At 72.7% G+C, this 23,363-nt stretch carries 18 protein-coding genes; 13 read left to right on the forward strand and 5 right to left on the reverse strand.

The window, feature by feature from the left end; all coding sequences use genetic code 11:
• Positions 1 to 232 precede the first annotated feature (232 nt).
• The 4 genes from ACWC2T_RS10765 (at position 233) to nudC (ending at position 9,927) form a co-directional block, all read left to right on the forward strand.
• Positions 233 to 3,640, forward strand: a complete 3,408-nt coding sequence (locus ACWC2T_RS10765; protein WP_450670031.1) for an ATP-dependent helicase — start codon at positions 233 to 235, stop codon at positions 3,638 to 3,640.
• Between the two features lie 116 nt (positions 3,641 to 3,756).
• Complete coding sequence (locus tag ACWC2T_RS10770; protein WP_450670032.1) at positions 3,757 to 7,371, forward strand: ATP-dependent helicase; 3,615 nt, start codon at positions 3,757 to 3,759, stop codon at positions 7,369 to 7,371.
• Positions 7,372 to 7,424: 53 nt separating this feature from the next.
• Positions 7,425 to 8,828 carry a dipeptidase gene (locus ACWC2T_RS10775; protein WP_450670033.1) on the forward strand — a complete coding sequence of 468 codons (1,404 nt, stop codon included), beginning with the start codon at positions 7,425 to 7,427 and terminating at the stop codon, positions 8,826 to 8,828.
• Between the two features lie 154 nt (positions 8,829 to 8,982).
• The gene (gene nudC / locus ACWC2T_RS10780; protein ID WP_450670034.1) at positions 8,983 to 9,927 is read left to right on the forward strand and encodes an NAD(+) diphosphatase; all 945 of its coding nucleotides are present in this window, start codon (positions 8,983 to 8,985) and stop codon (positions 9,925 to 9,927) included.
• A 90-nt stretch (positions 9,928 to 10,017) separates the two neighbouring features.
• On the opposite strand, the gene ACWC2T_RS10785 is transcribed toward nudC, so the two are convergent.
• Entirely contained in the window at positions 10,018 to 10,260 is a 243-nt protein-coding gene (locus ACWC2T_RS10785) for a mycoredoxin (RefSeq protein WP_030649619.1), read from the reverse strand.
• A gap of 204 nt (positions 10,261 to 10,464) precedes the next feature.
• Between ACWC2T_RS10785 and ACWC2T_RS10790 the strand changes: the two genes are divergently transcribed.
• The 5 genes from ACWC2T_RS10790 (at position 10,465) to ACWC2T_RS10810 (ending at position 14,356) form a co-directional block, all read left to right on the forward strand.
• Positions 10,465 to 12,660: an ATP-dependent DNA helicase UvrD2 gene (locus ACWC2T_RS10790; protein WP_450670035.1), complete on the forward strand. Its 2,196-nt coding sequence runs from the start codon at positions 10,465 to 10,467 to the stop codon at positions 12,658 to 12,660.
• A 165-nt stretch (positions 12,661 to 12,825) separates the two neighbouring features.
• Complete coding sequence (locus tag ACWC2T_RS10795; protein ID WP_450670036.1) at positions 12,826 to 13,146, forward strand: hypothetical protein; 321 nt, start codon at positions 12,826 to 12,828, stop codon at positions 13,144 to 13,146.
• Positions 13,147 to 13,318: 172 nt separating this feature from the next.
• Complete coding sequence (locus ACWC2T_RS10800; protein WP_023546912.1) at positions 13,319 to 13,687, forward strand: WhiB family transcriptional regulator; 369 nt, start codon at positions 13,319 to 13,321, stop codon at positions 13,685 to 13,687.
• The gene (locus tag ACWC2T_RS10805; protein ID WP_450670037.1) at positions 13,684 to 14,007 is read left to right on the forward strand and encodes a hypothetical protein; all 324 of its coding nucleotides are present in this window, start codon (positions 13,684 to 13,686) and stop codon (positions 14,005 to 14,007) included. The genes ACWC2T_RS10800 and ACWC2T_RS10805 overlap by 4 nt, the downstream gene beginning before the upstream one ends.
• Positions 14,008 to 14,143: 136 nt before the next feature.
• Entirely contained in the window at positions 14,144 to 14,356 is a 213-nt protein-coding gene (locus tag ACWC2T_RS10810) for a hypothetical protein (RefSeq protein WP_450670038.1), read from the forward strand.
• Between the two features lie 199 nt (positions 14,357 to 14,555).
• On the opposite strand, the gene ACWC2T_RS10815 is transcribed toward ACWC2T_RS10810, so the two are convergent.
• Both ACWC2T_RS10815 and ACWC2T_RS10820 read right to left on the reverse strand, forming a co-directional pair.
• Positions 14,556 to 15,935 (reverse strand): ABC1 kinase family protein, encoded by a 1,380-nt coding sequence (locus tag ACWC2T_RS10815; RefSeq protein ID WP_450670039.1) that lies wholly within the window; start codon positions 15,933 to 15,935, stop codon positions 14,556 to 14,558.
• Entirely contained in the window at positions 15,928 to 17,142 is a 1,215-nt protein-coding gene (locus tag ACWC2T_RS10820; RefSeq protein ID WP_450670040.1) for a TOMM precursor leader peptide-binding protein, read from the reverse strand. Before ACWC2T_RS10820 ends, ACWC2T_RS10815 begins: the two co-directional genes overlap by 8 nt.
• Positions 17,143 to 17,424: 282 nt before the next feature.
• Here ACWC2T_RS10820 and ACWC2T_RS10825 point away from each other — a divergent pair, with 282 nt between their 5' ends.
• From ACWC2T_RS10825 to ACWC2T_RS10840, 4 genes are all read left to right on the forward strand, one after another.
• Positions 17,425 to 18,021 (forward strand): M48 metallopeptidase family protein, encoded by a 597-nt coding sequence (locus ACWC2T_RS10825; protein ID WP_450670041.1) that lies wholly within the window; start codon positions 17,425 to 17,427, stop codon positions 18,019 to 18,021.
• 129 nt (positions 18,022 to 18,150) lie between these two features.
• Positions 18,151 to 19,851: a TerD family protein gene (locus tag ACWC2T_RS10830; RefSeq protein ID WP_450670042.1), complete on the forward strand. Its 1,701-nt coding sequence runs from the start codon at positions 18,151 to 18,153 to the stop codon at positions 19,849 to 19,851.
• A gap of 12 nt (positions 19,852 to 19,863) precedes the next feature.
• On the forward strand, positions 19,864 to 20,544 hold the full coding sequence (locus ACWC2T_RS10835; protein ID WP_450670043.1) for an AIM24 family protein: 681 nt from the start codon (positions 19,864 to 19,866) through the stop codon (positions 20,542 to 20,544).
• Between the two features lie 17 nt (positions 20,545 to 20,561).
• Positions 20,562 to 21,317, forward strand: coding sequence for an AIM24 family protein (locus ACWC2T_RS10840; RefSeq protein ID WP_450670044.1), 756 nt, complete (start codon positions 20,562 to 20,564; stop codon positions 21,315 to 21,317).
• Positions 21,318 to 21,371: 54 nt separating this feature from the next.
• On the opposite strand, the gene ACWC2T_RS10845 is transcribed toward ACWC2T_RS10840, so the two are convergent.
• Both ACWC2T_RS10845 and ACWC2T_RS10850 read right to left on the reverse strand, forming a co-directional pair.
• Positions 21,372 to 21,893 (reverse strand): NUDIX hydrolase, encoded by a 522-nt coding sequence (locus ACWC2T_RS10845; protein WP_450670045.1) that lies wholly within the window; start codon positions 21,891 to 21,893, stop codon positions 21,372 to 21,374.
• Positions 21,890 to 23,299, reverse strand: a complete 1,410-nt coding sequence (locus tag ACWC2T_RS10850; protein WP_450670046.1) for a zinc-dependent metalloprotease — start codon at positions 23,297 to 23,299, stop codon at positions 21,890 to 21,892. Before ACWC2T_RS10850 ends, ACWC2T_RS10845 begins: the two co-directional genes overlap by 4 nt.
• Positions 23,300 to 23,363: the final 64 nt, after the last annotated feature.

A 23,363-nucleotide genomic window follows, 5' to 3' on the forward strand; every position in this document is an offset into this window, starting at 1 on the left:
GGGAGAGCCCGTGGCCCGTACGGGTGACGCGGGGGACATCCGTGGCATGACGTACGTTCGTGGGATGTGGGACGCACGCGGCCCGAGCGCCACGAGGGAAGAATCGGAAGCCCTGCTTCCGCCCGGTGTGGCGGCGTAGCGTCGGCTGCACGCGTCCCGCTCACCCCCCGGTCACCGCCTCGCGCCCGTGACCGCCCGCCCACCAGCACGAACACCAGGACCGGCCGATCACGTGAGCTCCTCTTCCTCCACCAGGCGCCTGCCGCACCCCCCGGTGCGGCAGGGGGGCCGTGGCGCTTACCGACTGGTCCGTACCCCGCCGGCCGCCGCTGACCCCCCTCGTCTGGACGCGGCACAGCGCGCCGTGGTTGACCACCGAGGCGGACCCCTGCTCGTCCTCGCCGGTCCCGGCACCGGCAAGACCACCACCCTCGTCGAGTCCGTGGCCGCGCGGATCGCCCGCGGCGCCGACCCCGAGCGCATCCTGGTGCTCACGTTCAGCCGCAAGGCCGCCGTCGACCTGCGCGACCGCATGGCCCTGCGCATCGGCGCCGCCCGCGCGCCCCGGGCGACCACCTTCCACTCGTACTGCTACGCACTGGTGCGCGCCCACCAGGACAGCGGCCTGTTCACCGAGCCGCTGCGGCTGCTCTCCGGCCCCGAGCAGGACGTCACCGTCCGCGAGCTGCTCGCCGGGCAGCCCGAACTGCAGCGGCTCGGACTGGCGCACGTGCGCTGGCCCGACGAACTGCGCGCCTGCCTGACCGCGCGTGGCTTCGCCGACGAGGTCCGCGCGGTCCTCGCCCGCAGCCGCGAGCTGGGCCTCGGTCCCGGCGCACTGGACGCCTTCGCCCGCCGCATCGGCCGCCCCGACTGGCGCGCCGCGGCCGCGTTCCTCGCCGAGTACCTGGACGTGCTCGACATGCAGGGCGTGATCGACTACGCGGAACTGGTCCACCGCGCGGTCCTGCTCGCCCACCGCCCCGAGACCGCCGTACGGCTCGCCGCCCAGTACGACGCCGTGTACGTCGACGAGTACCAGGACACCGACCCCGCACAGGTACGGCTCCTGCACGCGCTGGCCGGGGGCGGCCGCACCCTGGTCGCCTTCGGTGACCCCGACCAGTCGATCTACGCCTTCCGGGGCGCCGACGTGAACGGCATCCTCGACTTCCCGGCGGCCTTCCCGCGCGCGGACGGCAGACCCGCCCCCGTCGAGGTGCTGCGCACCTCCCGCCGCTCCGGCGCCGCCCTGCTGGCCGCCACCCGGCTGATCACGCAGCGCATGCCGCTGCCCCGGCTGCCGGCCGACAAGGTTCGCGCGCACCGCGAGCCGGCCGCCGTACGGGACGGGGGCCGCGTCGAGGTCTACACATACCCGACAGCAGGGACAGAACTGGACAACATCGCGGACATCCTGCGCCGCGCGCACCTGGAGGACGGCCTCGCCTGGAGCGACATGGCCGTCCTGGTCCGGGCCGGATCCCGCACCCTGCCCACCCTCCGCCGCGCCCTCACCGCGGCCGGAGTCCCGCTGGACATCGACGGCGACGACCTGCCCCTGCGCCACGAGCCGGCGGTGGCGCCCCTGCTCGCGGCCCTGCGCGCGGTGGCCACGGCGGAGACCCGGCGCCACGAGGAGAGCGCAGGCACGCTCTCCCCTGCCGGCGAATCCGGGACAACCGCCCCCGAAGAGGCTGACGCCGCAGACGCCGCTCCCGAGGACGCTGCCCCTGAAGACACCGCAGGGCCGGCCCCGGACACCTCCTGGCTCGACACCGAGACCGCCCTCACCCTGCTCGCCTCCCCCCTCGCCGGCATGGACCCGGCCGACCTGCGCCGTCTCGGCCGTGCCCTGCGCGAGGAGGAGCGAGCGGCCGGCAACCCGCTGCCGCCACCCTCCGACGTACTGCTCGCACGGGCGCTCGCCGAACCCGAGCGCCTGGCCGTGCACGATCCGGTGTACGCGCGCGGGGCGCAGCGCCTCGGCGCGCTGCTGCGCACGGCCCGCGAACGCCTCGCGGGCGGCGGTACGGCCGAGGAGGCGCTGTGGGACCTGTGGGAGGGCACACCGTGGCCCGCGCGCCTGGAGCGGGCCGCCCGGCGCGGCGGCGCGGCCGGCCGCAACGCCGACCGGGACCTGGACGCCGTGTGCGCGCTGTTCGCCACCGCCGCGCGCGCGGAGGAGCGCATCGGAGGCCGTGGCGCGCTGAACTTCCTGGAGCAGATCGAGGCCGAGGACATCGCCGCCGACACGCTCGCGCGCCGCGCGGTTCGTCCCGACGCCGTCCGCCTCATGACCGCGCACCGCTCCAAGGGCCTGCAGTGGCGGCTGGTCGTCGTCGCCGGGGTCCAGGAGGGCCTGTGGCCCGACCTGCGCCGCCGCGGCTCCCTCCTGGAGGCCGACCGCATCGGCCGCGACGGGCTCGCCGAACCGCTCACCCCCGGCGCACTGCTCGCCGAGGAGCGCAGGCTGTTCTACGTGGCCGCCACGCGCGCGTGCGAACGTCTCGTCGTCACCGCGGTGAAGGCGCCGGCGGACGACGGCGACCAGCCGTCCCGCTTCCTGACCGAACTCGGCGTCGAGCCGAAGGACGTCACCGGCCGCCCCCGCCGCCCGCTGGCCGTGGCCGCGCTCGTCGCCGAGCTGCGCGCCACCACCGTCGACCCGCGCGCCTCCGCCGCCCTGCGGGAGGCCGCCGCCCGCCGCCTGGCCCGGCTCGCCGCCCTCGCCGACGAGGACGGCCGCCCGCTGGTGCCGTCCGCGCACCCCTACCGCTGGTGGGGCATGTACGACCCGACCGAGAGCAAGGTGCCGCTGCGCCACCGCGACCGGCCCGTCGTGCTCTCCGGCAGCGCCCTCGACCAGCTCGCCAACACCTGTGCACTCCAGTGGTTCCTGGGCCGTGAGGTGAAGGCCGACGCCCCGGCCACCACTGCACAGGGCTTCGGCAACGTCGTCCACGTCCTCGCCGACGAGGTCGCCTCCGGCCGCAGTCCGGCCGACCTCGACGTCCTCATGGAACGCCTGGACTCGGTGTGGAACGCGCTCGCCTTCGACGCGCCCTGGAAGTCCCAGCAGGAGAAGGACAACGCGCGCGTGGCGCTCGAACGCTTCCTGAACTGGCATGTGCTGGACCGCACCGGGCGCACCCCGGTGGCCAGCGAGCAGGACTTCGACGTCACCCTCGAGGCGGGCGACTACCAGGTCCGCATCCGAGGCCAGATGGACCGCGTGGAGACGGACACCGAGGGCCGCGCCTACGTGGTGGACTTCAAGACCGGCAAGCAGGCGCCCAGCGCCGCCGAGGTGGCTCGCCACCCCCAGCTCGCCGTCTACCAGCTCGCCGTCCGCGAGGGCGCCGTCGACGAGGCCTTCGACGGCGTACGTCCCGAACCCGGCGGCGCCGAACTGGTCCACCTCAGGCAGGGCGCCGCCCAGCGCGACGGAGGCGACGGCCTGCCCAAGGTGCAGACCCAGGAGCCGCTGTCGGGGGAGTGGGTCGGCGAGCTGCTGGCCACCGCCGCCGGCAAGGTCCTCGACGAGCGGTTCGCGCCCAGCAGCGGCCAGCACTGCACGCACTGCGCGTTCCGCGCCTCGTGCAGCGCCCGGCCCGAGGGACGGCACGTGGTCGAGTGAGTCATCGTCAGGTGCCGGAGTGACGTACGGCACCACACGTGCTGACCTGCGCTTCTTTCGTCCCGGCGGGCTGATCCGGCCTCGACTGTCAGTCCCCGCCGCTAGCCTTTCCCGACATGCCCGCCCGTATCACCGACGCCGAGCAGCTCAAAGAGCTCCTCGGCATCCCGTTCACCCCGGAGCAGACGGCCTGCATCACCGCGCCGCCCGCCCCGCAGGTGATCGTGGCCGGAGCCGGGTCCGGCAAGACCACCGTGATGGCCGCCCGCGTGGTCTGGCTGGTCGGCACCGGCCAGGTCGCCCCCGAACAGGTCCTCGGCCTGACCTTCACCAACAAGGCCGCCGGCGAACTGGCCGAACGCGTCCGCAAGGCACTGATCAAGGCCGGCGTCACCGACCCCGATGTCATCGACCCCGACAACCCGCCCGGCGAACCCGTGATCTCCACGTACCACGCCTTCGCCGGCCGCCTCCTCACCGACCACGGCCTGCGCCTCGGCCTGGAGCCCACCTCCCGCCTCCTCGCCGACGCCACCCGCTACCAGCTCGCCGCGCGTGTGCTGCGCGAGGCTCCCGGCCCCTACCCCGCGCTGACCCGCTCCTTCGCCGACCTCGTCAGCGACCTGCTCGCCCTCGACTCCGAACTCGCCGAACACCTCGTCGACCCCGAGGAACTGCGCTCCTGGGACGCCGACCTGCTGAGCACCCTCCAGAGCGCCAAGCTCACCAACGCCGACCTGCGCAAGGTCCCCGAGACGGCCGCCGCCCGCCGCGCACTGGCCGACCTCGTCCGCCGCTACCGCACCGCCAAACGCGAACGCGACCTGCTCGACTTCGGCGACCAGATCGCCCTGTCCGCCCGCCTCGCCGGCATCCCCGAGGTGGGCCGGCTGCTGTGCGAGGAGTTCCGCGTGGTGCTCCTGGACGAGTACCAGGACACCTCCGTGGCCCAGCGCGTCCTGCTGGCAGGCCTGTTCGGCGGCGGCACGGGCCATCCCGTGACCGCGGTCGGCGACCCCTGCCAGGCCATCTACGGCTGGCGCGGCGCCTCCGTCGCCAACCTGGACGACTTCCCCGCGCACTTCGCGCACGCCGACGGCCGCCCCGCCACCCGCCAGGCCCTCAGCGAGAACCGCCGCAGCGGTGGCCGCCTCCTCGACCTCGCCAACGGCCTCGCCGAACCCCTGCGCGCCCTGCACGCGGGCGTGGAGGCCCTGCGCCCGGCCCCCGGCGCCGAGTACGACGGCACGGTCCGCTGCGCCCTGCTGCCCACCCACGCCGAGGAGATCGACTGGATCGCCGACGCGATCGCCCACCTCGTGCACACCGGCACGGCCCCCGGCGAGATCGCCGTACTGTGCCGCACGGCGACCGACTTCGCCGAGATCCAGGGCGCCCTGGTGGCCCGGGACGTCCCCGTCGAGGTGGTCGGCCTGTCCGGGCTGCTGCACCTGCCCGAGGTCGCCGATCTCGTCGCCGTCTGCGAGGTCCTGCAGGACCCCGGCGCCAACGCCTCCCTGGTGCGCCTGCTGACCGGACCGCGCTGGCGCATCGGCCCCCGCGACCTCGCCCTGCTGGGCCGCCGCGCCCGCCTGCTGGTCGCCCACGCGCGCGTGGACGACGGTGACGACCCCGACCGCCGCCTCGCCGCCGCCGTCGAAGGGGTCGACCCGGCCGAGGTGATATCGCTCGCGGACGCCCTCGACACGTTCCTCGAATCACCCATGGACGCCGAGGCCGATGACGACGGGCTGCCGTTCTCGCCGGACGCGCGCGTGCGCTTCGCGCGCCTGGCCGCCGAGCTGCGCGACCTGCGCCGCTCCCTGTCCGATCCGCTGATGGACGTCCTGCACCGCGTGCTCGCCGTCACCGGCCTGGAAGTGGAGCTGTCGGCGTCCCCGCACGCCCTGGCCGCCCGCCGCCGCGAGACCCTGTCCAACTTCCTGGACGTCGCCGCGTCCTTCGCGGCGAGCGACGCGGAAGCCACCCTGCTCGCGTTCCTCGGCTTCCTGCGCACCGCCGCGCAGTACGAGAAGGGCCTCGACAACGCCCTGCCCGGCGGCGAGAACACCGTCAAGGTGCTCACCGCCCACAAGTCCAAGGGCCTGGAGTGGGACGTCGTGGCCGTCCCCGGACTGGTCAAGGGCACCTTCCCCAGCGCCCAGGGCCGCGAGAAGTGGACGGCGCAGGCCAAGGTGGTGCCGCATGCCCTGCGCGGCGACAGCGACACCCTGCCCGACGTCGACAGCTGGGACGCGCGCGGCATGAAGGCCTTCCACGAGGCCATGAAGGACCACCAGCACACCGAGGAGCTCCGCCTCGGCTACGTCACCTTCACCCGCCCCCGCTCCCTCCTGCTCGGCTCCGGTCACTGGTGGGGCCCCAGCCAGAAGAAACCGCGTGGTCCCTCCGACTTCCTCCAGGCCCTGCACGACCACTGCGCCGCCGGATACGGAGAGATCGAGGCCTGGGCGAAGGAGCCCGCCGAGGACGAGGAGAATCCCGCCCTGCACGCGGCCCGCGCCGACCAGGTGTGGCCGCTCCCGCTGGACGCCGCCGCCCTGGCCCGCCGCCGCGCGGCCGCCGAAACCGTCCTCGCCCACCTGGACGCCCTCGCCGCCCAGAACCCCGCCCGGCCGCCGGCCGCCCACGACCCCGCCGCCCACGACCCGGACTGGCCCCCGCCCCCGGACGACGACCCCTACGGCGACGAGCCATACGACGAGCACGGCGGGGAGTTCCCGTACGACGAGGACGTCCCGTACGAGGAGTACGAGGTCTGCGAGGAGCACGACGAGGGCGTGCCGTACGCCGAGGGCGGCATGGACTTCCCCTACGAGGAGGAGGACGCCTTCGGCGCCGCGGCCGCCCTCAGCGACGCGGAACCGCCGTACGACGCGGACACCCCCGACACGAAAGCCCCCACCACCCGGCTCACGGTCCCGCATCAGACGCCCGCCCCACCGCACCGCCCCCTCCCCGCCGGGCCGCGGCACTCCACCGACCTCACTCCCGAGGAGGCCCGCACCATCGCCTCCTGGGACCGTGACCTGGAGGCGCTCACAGGAGAGCTGCTGCGCGCCCGCCAGACCGTCACCGACGTCCCGCTGCCCGCCGTGCTCACCGCCTCCCAGCTGCTGCGCCTGGCCGAGGACCCGGACGGGCTCGCGCAGGAACTCGCGCGCCCCATGCCGCGCCCTCCGCAACCGGCCGCGCGCCGGGGCACCCGGTTCCACGCCTGGGTCGAGGCCCGCTTCGAGGAGCTGACCCTGCCCCTGCTGGAACCGGACGAGCTGCCCGGCAGCGACGCCGAGATCGCCGACGAACAGGACCTGGAAGCCCTGAAGGAGGCCTTCGAACGCACCGAGTACGCCCGGCGCACCCCCTACCGGGTCGAGGCACCGTTCCAGCTCACCCTCGCCGGCCGCGTCGTACGAGGTCGCATCGACGCGGTCTACAAGCACGGCGACGGCGACGGGGCGACGTACGAGATCGTCGACTGGAAGACCGGCCGCACCCGGACCGCCGACCCGCTCCAGCTCGCCGTGTACCGGCTGGCCTGGGCCGAGCAGCAGGGCGTGCCGCCGGAGTCGGTCACGGCCGCCTTCCTCTACGTGCGCAGCGGCGAGGTCGTACGGCCGCGGGACCTGCCGGGCCGGGCCGCCCTGGAACGGCTCCTCAGCGACGGCACCGCGGCGGAAGACTCCGAAACGGCACAGCAGGCGACCTGAGTGTGACGAACCGCCCGCCAAGGTTGTCGGTGCGGGCCGATAGGCTCGTGAACATGAGCCAGACCCCGGACAGCGCCGTCCGCACGTACATCGAGCAGCACCGCGCCGCCTTCCTCGACGACCTCGCCGCATGGCTGCGCATCCCCTCCGTGTCGGCCCAGCCCGACCACGCGCCCGACGTACGGCGCAGCGCCGACTGGCTCGCCGCCAAACTTGAGGAGACCGGCTTCCCGACCGCCGAGGTCTGGCCGACCGCCGGTGCCCCCGCCGTGTTCGCCGAGTGGCCCTCGGGCGACCCCGAGGCGCCCACCGTCCTCGTCTACGGCCACCACGACGTGCAGCCCGCCGCCCCCGAGGACGGCTGGGACAGCGCCCCCTTCGAGCCGGTCGTCCGCGGAAACCGGCTCTACGCGCGCGGGGCGGCCGACGACAAGGGACAGGTGTTCTTCCACACACTCGGCGTCCGCGCCCACCTCGCCGCCACCGGCCGCACCGCCCCCGCGGTCAACCTGAAGCTGCTCATCGAGGGCGAGGAGGAGTCCGGCTCCCCGCACTTCCGGGCCCTCGTCGAGGAGCACGCGGGACGGCTCGCGGCCGACGCCGTGATCGTCTCCGACACCGGCATGTGGTCCGAGGACACCCCGACCGTCTGCACCGGCATGCGCGGCCTCGCCGAGTGCGAGATCCGGCTGTACGGCCCCGACCAGGACATCCACTCCGGCTCCTTCGGCGGTGCCGTGCCCAACCCGGCCACCGCCGCCGCCCGCCTGGTCGCCGCACTGCACGACGAGCACGCGCGCGTGGCGATCCCCGGCTTCTACGACGGCATCGTGGAGCTGACCGACCGCGAGCGCGAACTGTTCGCCGAGCTGCCCTTCGACGAGCAGCGCTGGCTGGACACTGCCAAGTCCCGCGCCACCCTCGGCGAGGCCGGGTACAGCACCCTGGAGCGCATCTGGGCCCGCCCGACCGCCGAGGTCAACGGCATCGGCGGCGGCTACCAGGGCCCCGGCAGCAAGACGATCATCCCCTCCTCGGCCATGGTGAAGCTGTCCTTCCGGATGGTCGCCGGCCAGGACCCCGACCACCTCGAGAAAGCCGTCCGCGCCTGGGCCGACACACAGGTGCCCACCGGGATCCGGTACGAGATCGACTTCGGCGCGGCCACCCGCCCGTGCCTGACCCCGCTCGACCACCCCGCCCTGCAGTCCGTGGTCCGCGCCATGGGCCGCGCCTTCGAGAAGTCCGTCCGCTTCACCCGCGAGGGCGGCTCCGGCCCCGCCGCCGACCTCCAGGAGGTCCTCGGCGCCCCCGTCCTCTTCCTGGGCATCTCCGTCCCCTCCGACGGCTGGCACGCCCCGAACGAGAAGGTCGAACTGGACCTCCTCCTCAAGGGCGTCGAGACCAGCGCCTACCTGTGGGGTGACCTGGCCGAGCACTGGCGTCCCGCGCCCTGACCGGCCGGTGCCGTACGGGACGGCATCGCGCGCGGGGCACACTGGAAGGACCGCCCCGCCCGTCCCACCCCCGCCCGGCCCGGTGCCCTCCCGCCCACGTCCCGCCGAACCGCCCGCCGAACGAACCGCTGCACTGGGGGAGTTGGAAGCACCCGTGACCACCTGGACCGACGACACAGCCGATCGACCCATCTCGCTGACCGCCCCGAGCGGCATCGACCGCGCCGCCCACCACCGGCTCGACGAGGCCTGGCTCGCGGCGGCGTGGAGCCACCCCACGACCCGCTGCTTCGTGGTCTCCGGCGGCCAGGTGCTCATCGACGAGACCCCGGACGGCCGGACCGAGCTCGTCATGACACCCTCCTTCGAGGCCCCGCTCACCGAGGCGCACCGCTACTTCCTCGGCATCGACGAGGAGGGCGTCAGCTACTTCGCGCTCCAGAAGGACGCGCTGCCCGGACGCATCGACCAGTCGGCGCGCCCGGCGGGCCTGCGCGAGGCCGGCCTGCTCCTGTCGCCCCGCGACGCGGGCCTCATGGTGCACGCGGTCGGTCTGGAGAACTGGCAGCGCACCCACCGCTTCTGCTCCCGCTGCGGCGAACGCACGGTCATCGCCGCCGCCGGTCACATCCGCCGCTGCCCGGCCTGCGGCGCCGAGCACTACCCGCGCACCGACCCGGCCGTGATCATGGCCGTGACCGACGCGGACGACCGCATCCTGCTCGGCCGCCAGGTCCACTGGCCCGAGGGCCGCTTCTCCACGCTCGCCGGATTCGTCGAACCCGGCGAGTCGATCGAGCAGGCGGTGCGCCGCGAGGTGTCCGAGGAGGTCGGCGTCACCGTCGGCACCGTGGAGTACGTGGCCAGCCAGCCCTGGCCCTTCCCGTCCAGCCTGATGCTCGGCTTCATGGCCCGCGCCACCTCCACCGACATCGACGTCGACGGCGACGAGATCCACGAGGCCCGCTGGTTCTCCCGGGAGGAACTGCACGACGCCTTCGAGTCCGGCGAGGTGCTGCCGCCCTACGGCATCTCCATCGCGGCCCGCCTGATCGAGATGTGGTACGGCAAGCCGCTGCCGACGCGCAGCTTCATGTGAGACACAGAGCTTCCTCCGGTACGCGGCAGGGCGGCCCCCGATCTCTCGGAGAGCCGCCCTGCTGCGGTCACCGCGGAAACCCGCGGAGCGTCATGCGGCGAGTTTCTGCTTCACCTGGGCGAGCGAGGGGTTCGTCAGCGTGCTGCCGTCAGCGAAGAGCACGGTCGGGACCGTCTGGTTTCCGCCATTCGCCTTCTCCACGAAAGCGGCGGACTCGGGGTCCTGCTCGATGTTGATCTCGGTGTAGGCGATGCCCTCCCGGTCCAGCTGGCTCTTCAGCCGCCGGCAGTAGCCGCACCAAGTCGTGCTGTACATCGTCACAGTGCCCTGCATGTCTCTCGCGCTCCTCAGGCAGCTCGGGAAATCGTCCAGGGGAAGAACGTACGCGAGCCGTCCGCCATTCCCGGCAGGGGTATCCACAGGCGACGGTGGGCGCCTGTGCCACGGCCTGTGGCGCCTGCCGCATTAGTACGACTATCTGTGCACGCCTGTGGACAACCGGCACGGCAGTCCCGCGCGACCTGGCAGCATGGCGGTGTGACAGCAGCAACGCACTCCACCCTCTTCCCGCAGACACCGGACTCGGCCGACGCGGTGCTCGAAGGGCTCGACCCCGAGCAGCGCGCGGTGGCCACCGCCCTGCACGGCCCGGTGTGCGTCCTGGCCGGAGCAGGCACCGGCAAGACGCGGGCGATCACGCACCGCATCGCCTACGGAGTACGCGCCGGCATCCTGCACCCCTCCAGCGTGCTCGCCGTCACCTTCACCAACCGCGCCGCCGGAGAGATGCGCGGCCGGCTGCGCCAGCTCGGCGCCCACGGCGTCCAGGCCCGCACCTTCCACTCCGCCGCCCTGCGCCAGCTCCAGTACTTCTGGCCGAAAGTGATCGGTGGCGGCATGCCCCGGCTCGTCGACCGCAAGATCCAGCTCGTCGCCGACGCGGCCGCACGCCTGGGCACCCGGCTCGACCGGGGTGAGCTGCGGGACGTCACCGCCGAGATCGAATGGTCCAAGGTCACCCAGACCATCCCCGCCGACTACCCGTACGCGGCCGCGAAGGCCGGCCGTGAAGCCCCCCGCGACCCCGCCGAGATCGCCCACCTCTACGCGGCCTACGAAGACCTCAAGCGCGACCGCGCCGTGATCGACTTCGAGGACGTCCTGCTGCTGACCGTCGCGATCCTGCAGGACCGGCACGACATCGCCGAACAGGTCCGCGCGCAGTACCAGCACTTCGTCGTCGACGAGTACCAGGACGTCAGCCCCCTGCAGCAGCGGCTGCTGGACCTCTGGCTCGGCGACCGCAACAACCTGTGCGTCGTCGGCGACGCCAGCCAGACCATCTACTCGTTCACCGGAGCAACGCCCGACCACCTCCTCGACTTCCGCACCCGGCACCCCGGCGCCACCGTCGTCAAACTCGTCCGCGACTACCGCTCCACCCCCCAGGTGGTCCGCCTCGCCAACGGCCTGCTCGCCCAGGCCCGCGGCCGCGCCGCCGACCACCGGCTGGAACTCGTCTCCCAGCGCCCCGCGGGCCCCGAACCCGTCTACACCGAGTACACCGACGAGCCGGCCGAAGCCGAAGGCGCCGCCCGCCGCATCCGCGAACTGATCGACGCGGGCGTCCCCGCCGCCGAGATCGCCGTCCTGTTCCGTACGAACGCCCAGTCCGAAACCTACGAGCAGGCCCTCGCCGACGCCGGCGTCCCCTACCAGCTGCGCGGCGCCGAGCGCTTCTTCGACCGGCCCGAGGTGCGCAAGGCGGGCATCGCCCTGCGCGGCGCGGCCCGCTTCGGCGGCAACGACTCCCTGCTGGACGACGCCGTGGACCTGCCCTCCCAGGTGCGTGCCGTCCTGTCCGGAGAGGGCTGGACCATCGAACCACCGGCCGGCTCCGGCGCCGTCAGAGAGCGCTGGGAATCCCTCGCCGCCCTGGTGAGCCTCGCCCACGACCTCGCCGCCGCCAGACCCGGCGCCACCCTCGGCGACTTCGTGGCAGAACTCGACGAGCGGGCGAACGCCCAGCACGCCCCGACCGTCCAGGGCGTCACCCTCGCCTCCCTGCACGCCGCCAAGGGCCTGGAGTGGGACGTCGTCTTCCTGGTCGGCATCGCAGAGGGCATGCTGCCCATCACCTACGCCAAGACCGACGAGCAGACCGAGGAGGAACGCCGGCTGCTCTACGTCGGCGTCACCCGGGCGCGGGAACGGCTCCACCTCTCCTGGGCGCTGTCCCGGTCCCCCGGCACCCGCCCCAACCGCAGGCCCAGCCGCTTCCTCGACGGACTGCGCCCGGGCACCACGCCCACCGTCGGCCACACCGGCGCCGCCGCCACGGCAGGCATCGAGCGCGGGAGCACCACCGGAACCATCGCCGCCCCCCGGCGTACCCAGCGCACCCCCGCCCGCTGCCGGGTCTGCGGCCGCACCCTCACCGACGCCGGCGAGATGAAGCTGATGCGCTGTGAGGACTGCCCCTCGGACATGGACGAAGGGCTCTACGAACGGCTGCGGGAGTGGCGGGCCGTCCAGGCCGAACACATCGGACAGCCGGACTTCTGCGTCTTCACCGACCGCACGCTGATGGCCATCGCCGAGGCCCGGCCCGAGACTTCCGCAGAGCTCTCCCGCATCCCAGGCGTCCTCAGCCGCAAGCTGCGCAGCTACGGAACCGAAGTTCTGGCCATCTGCGCAGGCCACGACGCCGAAGAAGCCGACGAGGACGACTGATACGAACTCGTCGAAAAAATAGTTTGCGCATGCCCCAGCAATCCCCATAGGTTCTAGGCACGGATGCAGCGGCCTTCTCGAAGGCCCCGCCTCCGTGATGTACTTGCATATCCGAATGGACTGGTTCACCCCAGTCCCTTGAGACGCCGAGAGGAGGCGAGTCCAGTGATCAGCATCAACACCAGCACCATCAGCACGGCCAAACTGACCGATCGCTCGGCCGTCTCCCTGTGCATGCTCGGCGCCTCCCACCAGGGCACCGGTGTGTCCGGCATTCGTGCCGACCGTCCGGCGTCCGCCCACGCTCTCGCGGGCCTTCCCGTCCGTGAGCGCAATGAGCGACCGACCAAGGCACTGGAAGCGGTAGAGGCACAGGCACAGGCCTATGCCTTTGCGGCGGCCGGTGCCGGATTCCGGAAGCAGACGACGCAGCACCACCTGATGTGGGCCTTCCGTGGGCCAGAACCCTGGAGTGATCCAGCCTGATCCGATCAGGCCGGCGCCTTCAGGGCCGCGGAACCCCATCCGGGATCCGCGGCCCTTCTGTTTTCCCCGAACGGGGACGACGGAGCGAAGGGGCCTCGGGACAAGAAAAGAACCCGGTACCAAGCCGACACCCGGTCAACCGGCCGGAACGACCAGACGAGGAAGACCAACCGTGCAACTCGAAGCGCACGCCCCGTCCGTACCGCCTTCGCAAACGATCCCCCCGCCCGGCCTCACGGAGGACTCCACCTTGACCCCCCTCACCGCGCTCACCGCGCTCGACGACGCCATCGAGAACCTCGGCGTACCCGTCCCCTGCCGCTCCTACGACCCGGAGGTCTTCTTCGCCGAGTCGCCGGCGGACGTCGAGTACGCCAAGTCCCTCTGCCGCACCTGCCCGCTGATCGAGGCCTGCCTCGCCGGCGCCAAGGAGCGGCGTGAGCCCTGGGGCGTCTGGGGTGGCGAGCTGTTCGTCCAGGGTGTCGTCGTCGCCCGGAAGCGGCCGCGTGGCCGCCCGCGGAAGAACCCGGTCACGGCATGAACACCGCAGGAACGATCGACCGCCCCCTCACGCACGACCCCCAGAAGCAGGCCCCGATGAAGCCGTCCACCAGCGAGCCCGCAGGCTCCGCGACCGAAGACGTCACCACCACCGGCGCGACCGAAGCGCGCCAGAACAGGACCCGAGAGATGCAACTCATGCAAGAAGCCCTGGCTCGTGCGCATATGCACGAGCGACTCCGTGACGCCGAGCGGGAACGCCGGGCCGTGCGCCTGGCGGTCGCCCAGCGGATGCAGCGCCGGGCCGAGCGTGCCTCACTGCGCGCCCGGCGCGCGCTCGCCATGGCGGTCATGCAGTAACACTCACACCGTCAGAAGCGGTGGCCTCCCGGTCCGGGAGGCGAAGCCTTCGCCCGCGGGGGCCGGTCCGACGAACGGACCGGCCCCCGCGGTGCGTTGTACGGCGATCCGCCGCCTGCGGAGTTATCGTCGCCAGGTGACGAGTCTTCCCGGAGGAAGTGATCAGGGCGGCTCCACCCCGGAGCGCCGTGCGCTCGTGTGCGCCCGCTGCGGCACCCCCGCCGACGGCCCCCCGCCGGCCACCTGGACCTGCTCCGTGGAGAACGGCGTCCGCCAGTACTTCTGCGACACCTGCTCAAGGGAGAACCTGAGGGCGATCGAGGGGCGGCTGGACTCGTCCTGGTGGTGAGCCCCTTGCTCGGGGGCCCCTCCCCCTCCCCCCACCCCCTCCCCCCCGCCCCACCTTCAAGGAACCCAGGTCACCCGACTGCAGCACCCAGGTCACCCGCGGGCACCCACGTCACCCGTTTCCAGGCACCGGGAACCCGTTCCAGGCACCCGGGAACCCTATTCAGGCACCTGGGACACCCATTTCAGGCCACCCCGGATCACGCCTCCGCCGCAGACTCCTCCTCGGCCAGTTCGTCACCAGGCGCGTCGGAGACGAATCCCGGCAGCCACTCCTCCAGTTCCTCGCGGAGCCGCACCGTCGCCCCCAGCTGGCACAGCACCCCGATGGTGCTCAGGGTCACCCGGTGGATCAGCAGATAGGCGGGCGGCAGGTTGAGCCGCTTGCCCAGCTGGTAGGCGGGGGAGCGGGGATCGGCGATGCGGGCGGCCTGGTTGCGCATCCAGGTGCGGTTGAAGGTGAACGCCTCGACCCGGGCCGGTTCGATGATCGGCAGCAGGTAGTCGAGGACCGCGTCGGGGTCCAGCTCTATGGACTCCTTCACGAACCCTTCCTCGCAGAGGAGTTCGTAGACCGTCTCGGCCTCGCCGTCCAGCGTCATGCGGAGCGAGATGCCGATCGGTGTCGGCAGACCGCCGGACAGCCGGTCGACCGTGCCGAAGTCCAGGACGCCCAGGCGCCAGTCGTCCTCGCCCGCCGGGCCGCCGGGCAGCAGCCGGAAGTTGCCGGGATGCGGGTCGGCGTGCAGCAGTCCGGTGCGGGCCGGGCCGGAGAAGAGGAACCGGGCCATGAGCTGGCCGGCGCGGTCGCGCTGCTCCGGGGTGCCGTCCGAGATCACCTCCGACAGCGGGATGCCGTCGATCCACTCGGTGACCAGGATCTGCTCGCACTGGTGCACCACCGCCGGGACCACCACGTCCGGGTCGTCCGCGAACTCCTCCGCGTGTACGGTCTGGGCCTGTGCCTCCAGCTCGTAGTCCAGTTCCTCGGAGACGCGGTCCCTCAGCTCGGCGATGAGTGGCTTGATGTCCATGCCGGGAATGAGCGGCCCCAACAGGCGGGCGAAGCGGCTCAGTTGGCCCAGGTCGGAGAGCAGGGCCTCGCCGGCGCCCGGGTACTGCACCTTGACAGCCACCTCACGGCCGTCGTGCCACACCGCCCGGTGCACCTGCCCGATCGAGGCCGCGGCGGCCGGCTTGTCCTCGAACTCCTCGAACAGGTCACGCCAGTCCGGACCGAGCCGCTGCTCGAGCACCGCGTGCACCGTGCGGGTCGGCATGGGCGGCGCCGCCTCCTGGAGTTTGGTCAGGGCGGTGCGGTAGGGCCCGGCGATCTCCTCGGGCAGCGCTGACTCGAAGACGGACAGGGCCTGCCCGAACTTCATCGCACCGCCCTTCAGCTCGCCCAGCACCTTGAACAGCTGCTCCGCCGTGCGCTGTTGCAGTTCACGGCCGACGATCTCCGCGGACTCGCCCACGATCCGCTTGCCCAGCCCCCAGGTCGCCCGGCCGGCGATGCCGAGCGGGAGCGCGGCGAGCTTGGCGGTACGGGTGACCGCCTTCCGGGGAAGATCAGACATGCGCCCTCCAAGTCCGAGTCGGCCGCGCCGCGCCTGCTGTGCGTCGCCGCTCCGTCGACGGCCGTTGCACCGCCATTGTCTCGCGCGTTTCACCGCCCGTTGAGGAGTGCTCCTCTTTCGGTCTTTCCGCAGCGCCGCAGGCGCATGCCGGATGCGGCCGGACCGGTCGCGCGCGCCATTGCAGGCCGGGTGCGGACACCTCCCAGCGGTTGCCCGTGCTGGACGGTGACCCCCCGTCCAGGAAGGCGAGCGCGTGCGCCGAGGCCAGACCGGCGACCGCCGTGGCCAACGTCAGATCGCAGGCCCCGACCCGGCGGGCCCGGGCGCACCGCCACTGGGCGACCAGTCGCGGCCAGGCCGGGTCACGGTCCCCGCGGTCGAGGTGCAGGCAGCCTGCGCAGCCCGACTCGCCGGGCAGGACCAGCGGTCCGACGACCCCGGTGCCCTCGACGACGCCGGCGTACAGGTGGGGCGTCCCGGAGGCCATGAGCGGCTCGGCTTCGGCCGGGTCCGGTGCGTGCACGGCGACGTCGTCCCGGGGGGTGAGGACCACCAGGGAGAGCCCGGGGTCCCGGGCGCCGGATCCGGGGGAGTGGGCGCGGCGCGGTGGGCGGTCGGGTGCCGCATGGCGCACGGCGGCTCGCGCCGCCGTTTCCCGGCGCTCGCCGAGCGATTCGGGGGGCAGCCCGCCCGGCGCCACGTCCCACGGCTCCACGTGTCCCGCGTCGCGCACGTCGACCTCGCCGACTCCGGCGCCGGACAGCGCCGAGGCGAGCACCGCGCCGACCCGTCCCGCGCCCCTGACCTGCACGCGCAGTGCGCGGCGGGCGGCGAGCCGGGCGAGCGCGCCGCCGGGCTCGGCGGTGGTCAGGGACAGCGCGGCGAGGTCGGGGCGGAGCCGCCGCAGGACGTCCGTCCTGGCGCGCAGCGCGTCGGCGGCCCGTCCGCCGCCGCGCGTGTCGTCGACCAGGCCCGCGCGGGTCAGCCGTTCCAGGAGGGTGTCGACATGGCCGGACGGGAGCCGCATGCGTCGGCCCTCGGCGCGGAGCTGTGGCAGTGCGCGGGTTCCGTTGAGCAGATCCAGGAAGCCGCGTGTCGCCGGATCCATCGGTCCCAGTGTCAGCGCGTGCGCCGGGGTCATCCCGAACTGCACGGTTTCGCGATCACGCCAGCCGCGCCGCAGCGCGGGCTTCATCACCGGATGCATGACTGGCCCCCGTATCCCTTGAAAGCGTTGCGTACGTCTCGTCGTCGGTGGAACCGGTCATGTTCTGCCGACGCCTGCCAGCATGCCGCGCCGGGCCGGCCGGCGCCGAGAGTTATCCACAGGTTGGGGGTGTTCGTCATATAAGAGGGTCGGGTGAAGCGGGTCAAACCGGACGTGCAGATCAGTCGTAGGAATCATAGGAATCAAACGCATGGTGGGGGATCGGCATCGAACCGTTCGGGAGCCGGGACTTCGGCCACGCCCAGCGGGTAACGTCGGGGCGTGCCCGCCGACCCACTGCACCGCGCCGGAAAGCCACAGCGCAGCACGACGAGCCAGCCGCCCGGCGGCTCGGGGGCGAGCGCGATCGAGGTCCGCAGGAGTTCCCGGCGCCGCCGGACGGTCTCCGCGTACCGCGAGGGCGATCGCACCGTCGTACTGATCCCCGCCCGGATGTCGAAGGCGGAGGAACAGCGCTGGATCACCGTCATGCTCGACAAACTCGCCGCCCAGGAGAGCCGGCGGGTACTCGGCGACGCCGAGCTCGCCGAGCGTGCCGAGCGGCTGTCGGACCAGTACTTCGACGGCCGGGCGCGCCCCGCCTCCGTACGGTGGGTCACCAACCAGAACACGCGCTGGGGTTCGTGCACCCCGGCCGAGGGCAGCATCCGGCTCTCGCACCGGCTGCAGGGGATGCCGGAGTACGTCGTCGACTACGTCCTCTGCCATGAGCTGGCCCATCTGCTGGTCCCCGGTCACGGGGCGGACTTCTGGCGGCTGCTGGAGGCGTACCCGCGCACCGAGCGGGCCCGTGGCTACCTCGAAGGGGTGGTCGCCGCGGAACGGCTGCCGCATGTGGCCGGGGTGCGTGGGGAGTGAGCCGGGGGCGGTCCGTCCCCCTCCGGGCGCGGTTGTGTACCGGGTCTGTACCGGCTGCGTGCGATGTCGGACTTTGCCGTTAGCCTGGCGCGACGCACTCACATTCGGGATGGGGGACGGTCGTTACGCATGGCCAGGGAATTCCAACGCGGCCACAAGGCCAGGATCAGTGACCTGACGGCGGGCACGGATCTGTACGTAGGCGTGCAGATCTCCGCACCCGGGCTGACCTTCGACATCAGCTGCTTCGGTCTGGACGCCGACGAGTGCCTCTCGGACGACCGGTACTTCGTCTTCTTCAACCAGCCCAAGTCCCCCGAGGAGTCCATCCAGCTGCTGGGCGCCCAGGCGGGTGACACCGAGTCGTTCCGGGTCACCCTGGACCGGATCCCGTCGCACATCCGCAAACTGGCCTTCACGGCGACCGTCGACGGCGCCGGGCAGATGTCGCAGATCGCCCCCGGCTACCTGCGCATCGTGGCGGGCGGCGAGGAGGTCGCGCGGTACGCGTTCAACGGCGGGGAGTTCTCCACCGAGCGGGCCGTGATGCTCGGCGACATCTACCTGAAGGACGTGTGGCGGTTCGCCGCCGTCGGGCAGGGCTTCGACGGCGGTCTGGAGGCGCTGCTGAAGAACTTCGGCGGAGAGGTGCTGGAGGAGGAGGCGCCGGCCGCCCCCCAGCAGGCGCAGGCCGGTGCCGCCCCCGGCTTCGCCCCGCCCGCCCAGGCAACGACCCCGCCCCCGTTCGCCGCCCCGCCCGCCCCGGCACCTGCGCCTGCCGCCCCCGCGCCGCAGCCCGCCGCCCAGGGCTTCACCCCGCCGCCCGGCCAGACCCCGCAGAGCCACACGCCGCCCCCGCCCCCGGCCCCGGCGCCCGCGCCGAACGTGCACGCCGCGCCCACGGTCATCGCTCCCCTGACCCCGCCCGTCGGTGGCACGGTGCCGCCGCCGGCCCCGGCACCCGCGCCGTACGGCCAGCCGCCGCAGCAGCCGTACGGCCGGCCGCCCCAGCAGCAGTCCTACGGCGGCCAGGCGACCGCGCCGATGCCTCCGGGCTACGGCCAGCAGCCAGCCCCCTACGGCGGCCGGCCCACCCCGCCCATGCCCCCGGGCTACGGGCACCCGCAACTCGGCGGCCACGGCGTGCCGCAGGGCGCCCCGCAGGGCGGTGCCGGTGTGGCGGCCGCGCTGCAGATGTACAAGGAGACGCCGACCGGGCAGCGCTGGACGCAGCAGAACAAGAAGCTCATCCGCGTCGACCTCGGCATCGGCGGGCAGCCCGTGCTGGCCAGGCAGGGCAGCATGGTGCTCTACCAGGGCAAGGTCGACTTCGGCTACAAGGGCGCAGGATTCGCCGGGCGGATCGTCGGCCACGCCACCGGCCAGGAGATGCAGCTGATGCGCTGCACCGGCAACGGCCAGGTGTTCCTCGCCGAGAACTCCACCCATCTGCACCCCGTCGAGCTGCAGGGCGACGCGATCTGCGTCTCCGCCGAGAACGTCCTCGCCTTCGACGAGAGCCTGCACCACGAGGTGCGTCGCATCGAGGGCCAGGGCATCCCCGGCGGCGCGCTGTTCACCATGCAGTTCCAGGGCACCGGCACGATCGTCGTCAAGACGCACGGCACGCCCGTGGTCCTGCCGGTCACGCCGACCACCTTCGCCGACTGCAATGCGGTCGTCGCCTGGTCGGCCGCCTCCCAGGTGATCGTCTCCAGCCAGGTCCGCATGCGCCGCAACGCCTACCCGGGCGACACCGGCGAGAGCGTCAACCTCCAGTTCCGGGGCGCGCCCGGGAACTTCATCGTCGTCCAGCCGTACGAGGTCTAGAGGGAGCCCGTCATGAACCAGCCGCTCGCGGGCTACGCCCCTGCACCCGTCACCGCCCGCATGGAGAACCACGGCAGCCACATGCTGAAGGTCGCCATGCAGACCGGAAACGACCTCCTCGCGCGCGTGGGCTCGATGGTCGCCTACGAAGGTTTCATCCAGTACGAGCCCAACCCGCCGGCCGTCCGCCAGATCGCCCGCGACTGGATCACCGGCGAGGGCGCGCCCCTGATGAAGTGCACCGGCGACGGCCTGCTCTACCTCGCCGACTACGGCGCCAATGTCGTGGTGATCAACCTGGGCGGCGACGGCATCTCCGTCAACGCCACCAACCTGCTCGCCTTCGACGCTCACCTCAGCTGGGGGGTGGAACGGGTCAAGGGGCTTGCGAAGTTCGCCGGGCAGGGCCTGTGGAACACGAGGATCTCCGGGCAGGGCTGGGTCGCGCTGACCTCCCGGGGTGAGCCGATCGTCGTCGACTGCGGCGGGGGCGAGGACGAGACCTACGTCGACCCGGACGCGCTCGTCGCCTGGTCGCCCAACCTGAAGGTGAAGGGCAAGCGCAGCTTCAAGGCGCAGTCGCTGATCGGCCGGGGCAGCGGTGAGGCCTACCAGATGGCGTTCTCCGGCCAGGGCATCGTCGTCGTCCAGCCCAGCGAGGACAGCACCGACCGCCTCCGGATCCGGGGCTGAGGGGGAGTCAGTAAGCCATGCAGAGCCCGCTTTTCGCGCACAACGACCTCCAGACGCAGGAGCGCTGGAGCCTGCAGAACGCGCAGCTGCTCCGTGTCACCCTGGAGGGCCATGACGACATCCTCGCCCGCAAGGGCACCATGGTCGCCTACCAGGGGCTGATGGAGTTCGACGCCGAGTACCAGAGCAACCACCAGGCACGCGCGCGTGCGTACACCGGCGAGGGCCTGGATCTGATGCGCTGTCACGGACAGGGCACGGTGTATCTCGCCAACCTCGCCCAGCACGTGCACATCATGGACGTCGAGCAGGACGGGCTGACCGTCGACAGCTCCTACGTCCTCGCCATGGACTCCTCGCTGCACCACGAGGTCATCGCCGTCGACAGCCTCTACGGCATCTCCGGCTCCGGCAAGTACCAGCTGAACATCACCGGGCGCGGCAAGGTCGCCCTGATGACCTCGGGCGCGCCGCTGCTGCTGCAGGTCACGCCGGACAAGTACGTCAACTGCGACGCGGACGCGATCGTCGCCTGGTCCACCGGGCTGCGCGTGCAGATGCAGGCCCAGACCCATTCCTCCGGAGTGTGGCGCAGGCGCGGCAACACCGGTGAGGGCTGGGAGCTGAGCTTCATGGGTTCCGGGGTCGCGCTGGTCCAGCCCAGCGAGCTGCTGCCGCCGCAGAACGCGGTGATCGGGCAGGGCCTCGCCGCGCAGTTCGGCATGGGGCAGCACGGGGCGCGTGGGCAGAACCAGGGGAACGTCTGGAGCTGACCGTCCAGGAAGCAAACGTAAGGGGCGTCTGCCTGGCGGACGCCCCTTACACGTTCAGAGCCTGGCTCGTGTCGCCTCCAGCAGGCGTACGACCGACTCGTCGGCCACCGCCGCCACCTCGTCGTAGGCGAACCAGCGCACGTCGAGGGACTCGTCGCTGACCGTGTGCTCGGCGTTCGCCGGGGCCAGGGCCGCGTACTGGACGTCGTAGTGCCAGTGGCACGGCGCCGGGATCGGATGCCGGTCCAGGCGCACCGGGCCGCCCGGCAGCAGGGTCAGCCCGGGGACGCCGGACTCCTCCGTGGCCTCGCGCAGGGCCGCGGCGGCGAGCGAGGCGTCGCCCGGCTCGCAGTGGCCGCCCATCTGCAGCCACATCCGCAGCTTCCTGTGCAGGGTGAGCAGCACCCGGCCGCGCTCGGGGTCGACCACCAGGGCGCTCGCCGTGACATGGCCCGCGTGGCAGGCCTTCCACATGCCGTCCGGGTGGGCCGCCAGATGGTCCAGGTAGGCCTGGCGCAGTTCGTCCTGGTCCTCGTACCCCTTCAGCACGAGGACCGCGTCATCGTGCAGGCTCACTCCTTGTCGTCACCTTCTTCGGCGGAGCCGTCCGCCGCCTCGCCCAGCATCTTGTCCAGCTCGGAGAAGTCCAGCTGCTCGCGGTGCACGAAGCCGTCCGGGTCGTCCAGGTCGGTCGCCGTCGGCAGCATGTCCGGGTGCGCCCACAGGCCGTCCCGGCCGTCGACCCCGCGCGCGTCCGTGAGCGAGGCCCACAGACGGGAGGCGTCGCGCAGCCGGCGGGGGCGCAGCTCCAGTCCGATCAGCGTGGCGAACGTCTGCTCGGCGGGGCCTCCGGTGCCCCGGCGGCGGCGCAGGGTCTCGCGCAGGGCGTCGGCGGACGCCAGACGGGGCTTCGCGGCCGCGTGGACCACCGCGTCCACCCAGCCCTCGACGAGCGCCAGGGCGGTCTCCAGGCGGGCCAGGGCGGCCTTCTGCTCCGGGGTGTCCTCCGGCTGGAACATGCCCTGCTGGAGCGCGTCCTGCAGCTGCTCGGGGTTCTGCGGGTCGAACTGGCCGACCACGTCCTCCAGCTTCGCGGTGTCGACCTTGATCCCGCGCGCGTACCCGTCGACCGCGCCGAACAGGTGCGAGCGCAGCCACGGCACGTGCGCGAACAGTCGCTGGTGGGCGGCCTCGCGCAGGGCCAGGTACAGCCGCACCTCCTCCTGCGGCACGCCGAGGTCCTTGCCGAAGGCCTCCACGTTGGCCGGCAGCAGCGCGGCCTTGCCGGCCGGGCCCAGCGGCAGGCCGATGTCGGTGGAGCCGACGACCTCGCCCGCGAGCACGCCGACGGCCTGCCCGATCTGCGTGCCGAACATCGCGCCGCCCATCGAGCGCAGCATGCCGATCAGCGGGCCCGCCATGGCCTGCATCTCCTCCGGCAGGACGTCGCCCATGGCGGCGCCGACCCGCTCGGCGACCGGGTCGACCAGCTCCTGCCAGGCGGGCAGGGTCGCCTCCACCCACTCCGCGCGGGACCAGGCGACCGCCGAGGCGGAGCCCGACGGCAGGGACGTCGCGTCGTCCAGCCACAGATCGGCCAGGCGGACGGCCTCCTCGACCGCCCTGCGCTCGGCCGGGCCGACGCTGGCGTCCTTCGTGCCGTCCGGGGTGCCCTGGGCGACCGTCTGGCGGGCGATCTGCTTGGCCATGTCCCAGTTCACCGGGCCGCCCTCGTAGGAGAGCATCTGGCCCAGCTGCTGGAACGCGGCGCCCAGATCGGTGGGGTTCAGCGACCCGAACATCGCTGCGAGCGGATTGTCGGCGCCGGGGCCGCCCAAGCCTCCGGCTCCGGGCAGGCCGCCGAAGCCGAACGGGTTGGCCGGTCCCTGCCCACCACCGCCCTGCTGGTCCTTCTTCTTGCCCTCGTCGCCGTCCTCCGGCTCCTCCGGCGGAAGACCGAAACCGAATGGGGTGTCACTCACGGGATTCCTCGGCTGGTAAGGCCGCCGGTTCTCTCCGGCGGCGCGGCTGCCCGACAACACCACC

This window comes from Streptomyces sp. NPDC001393 (assembly GCF_053597455.1).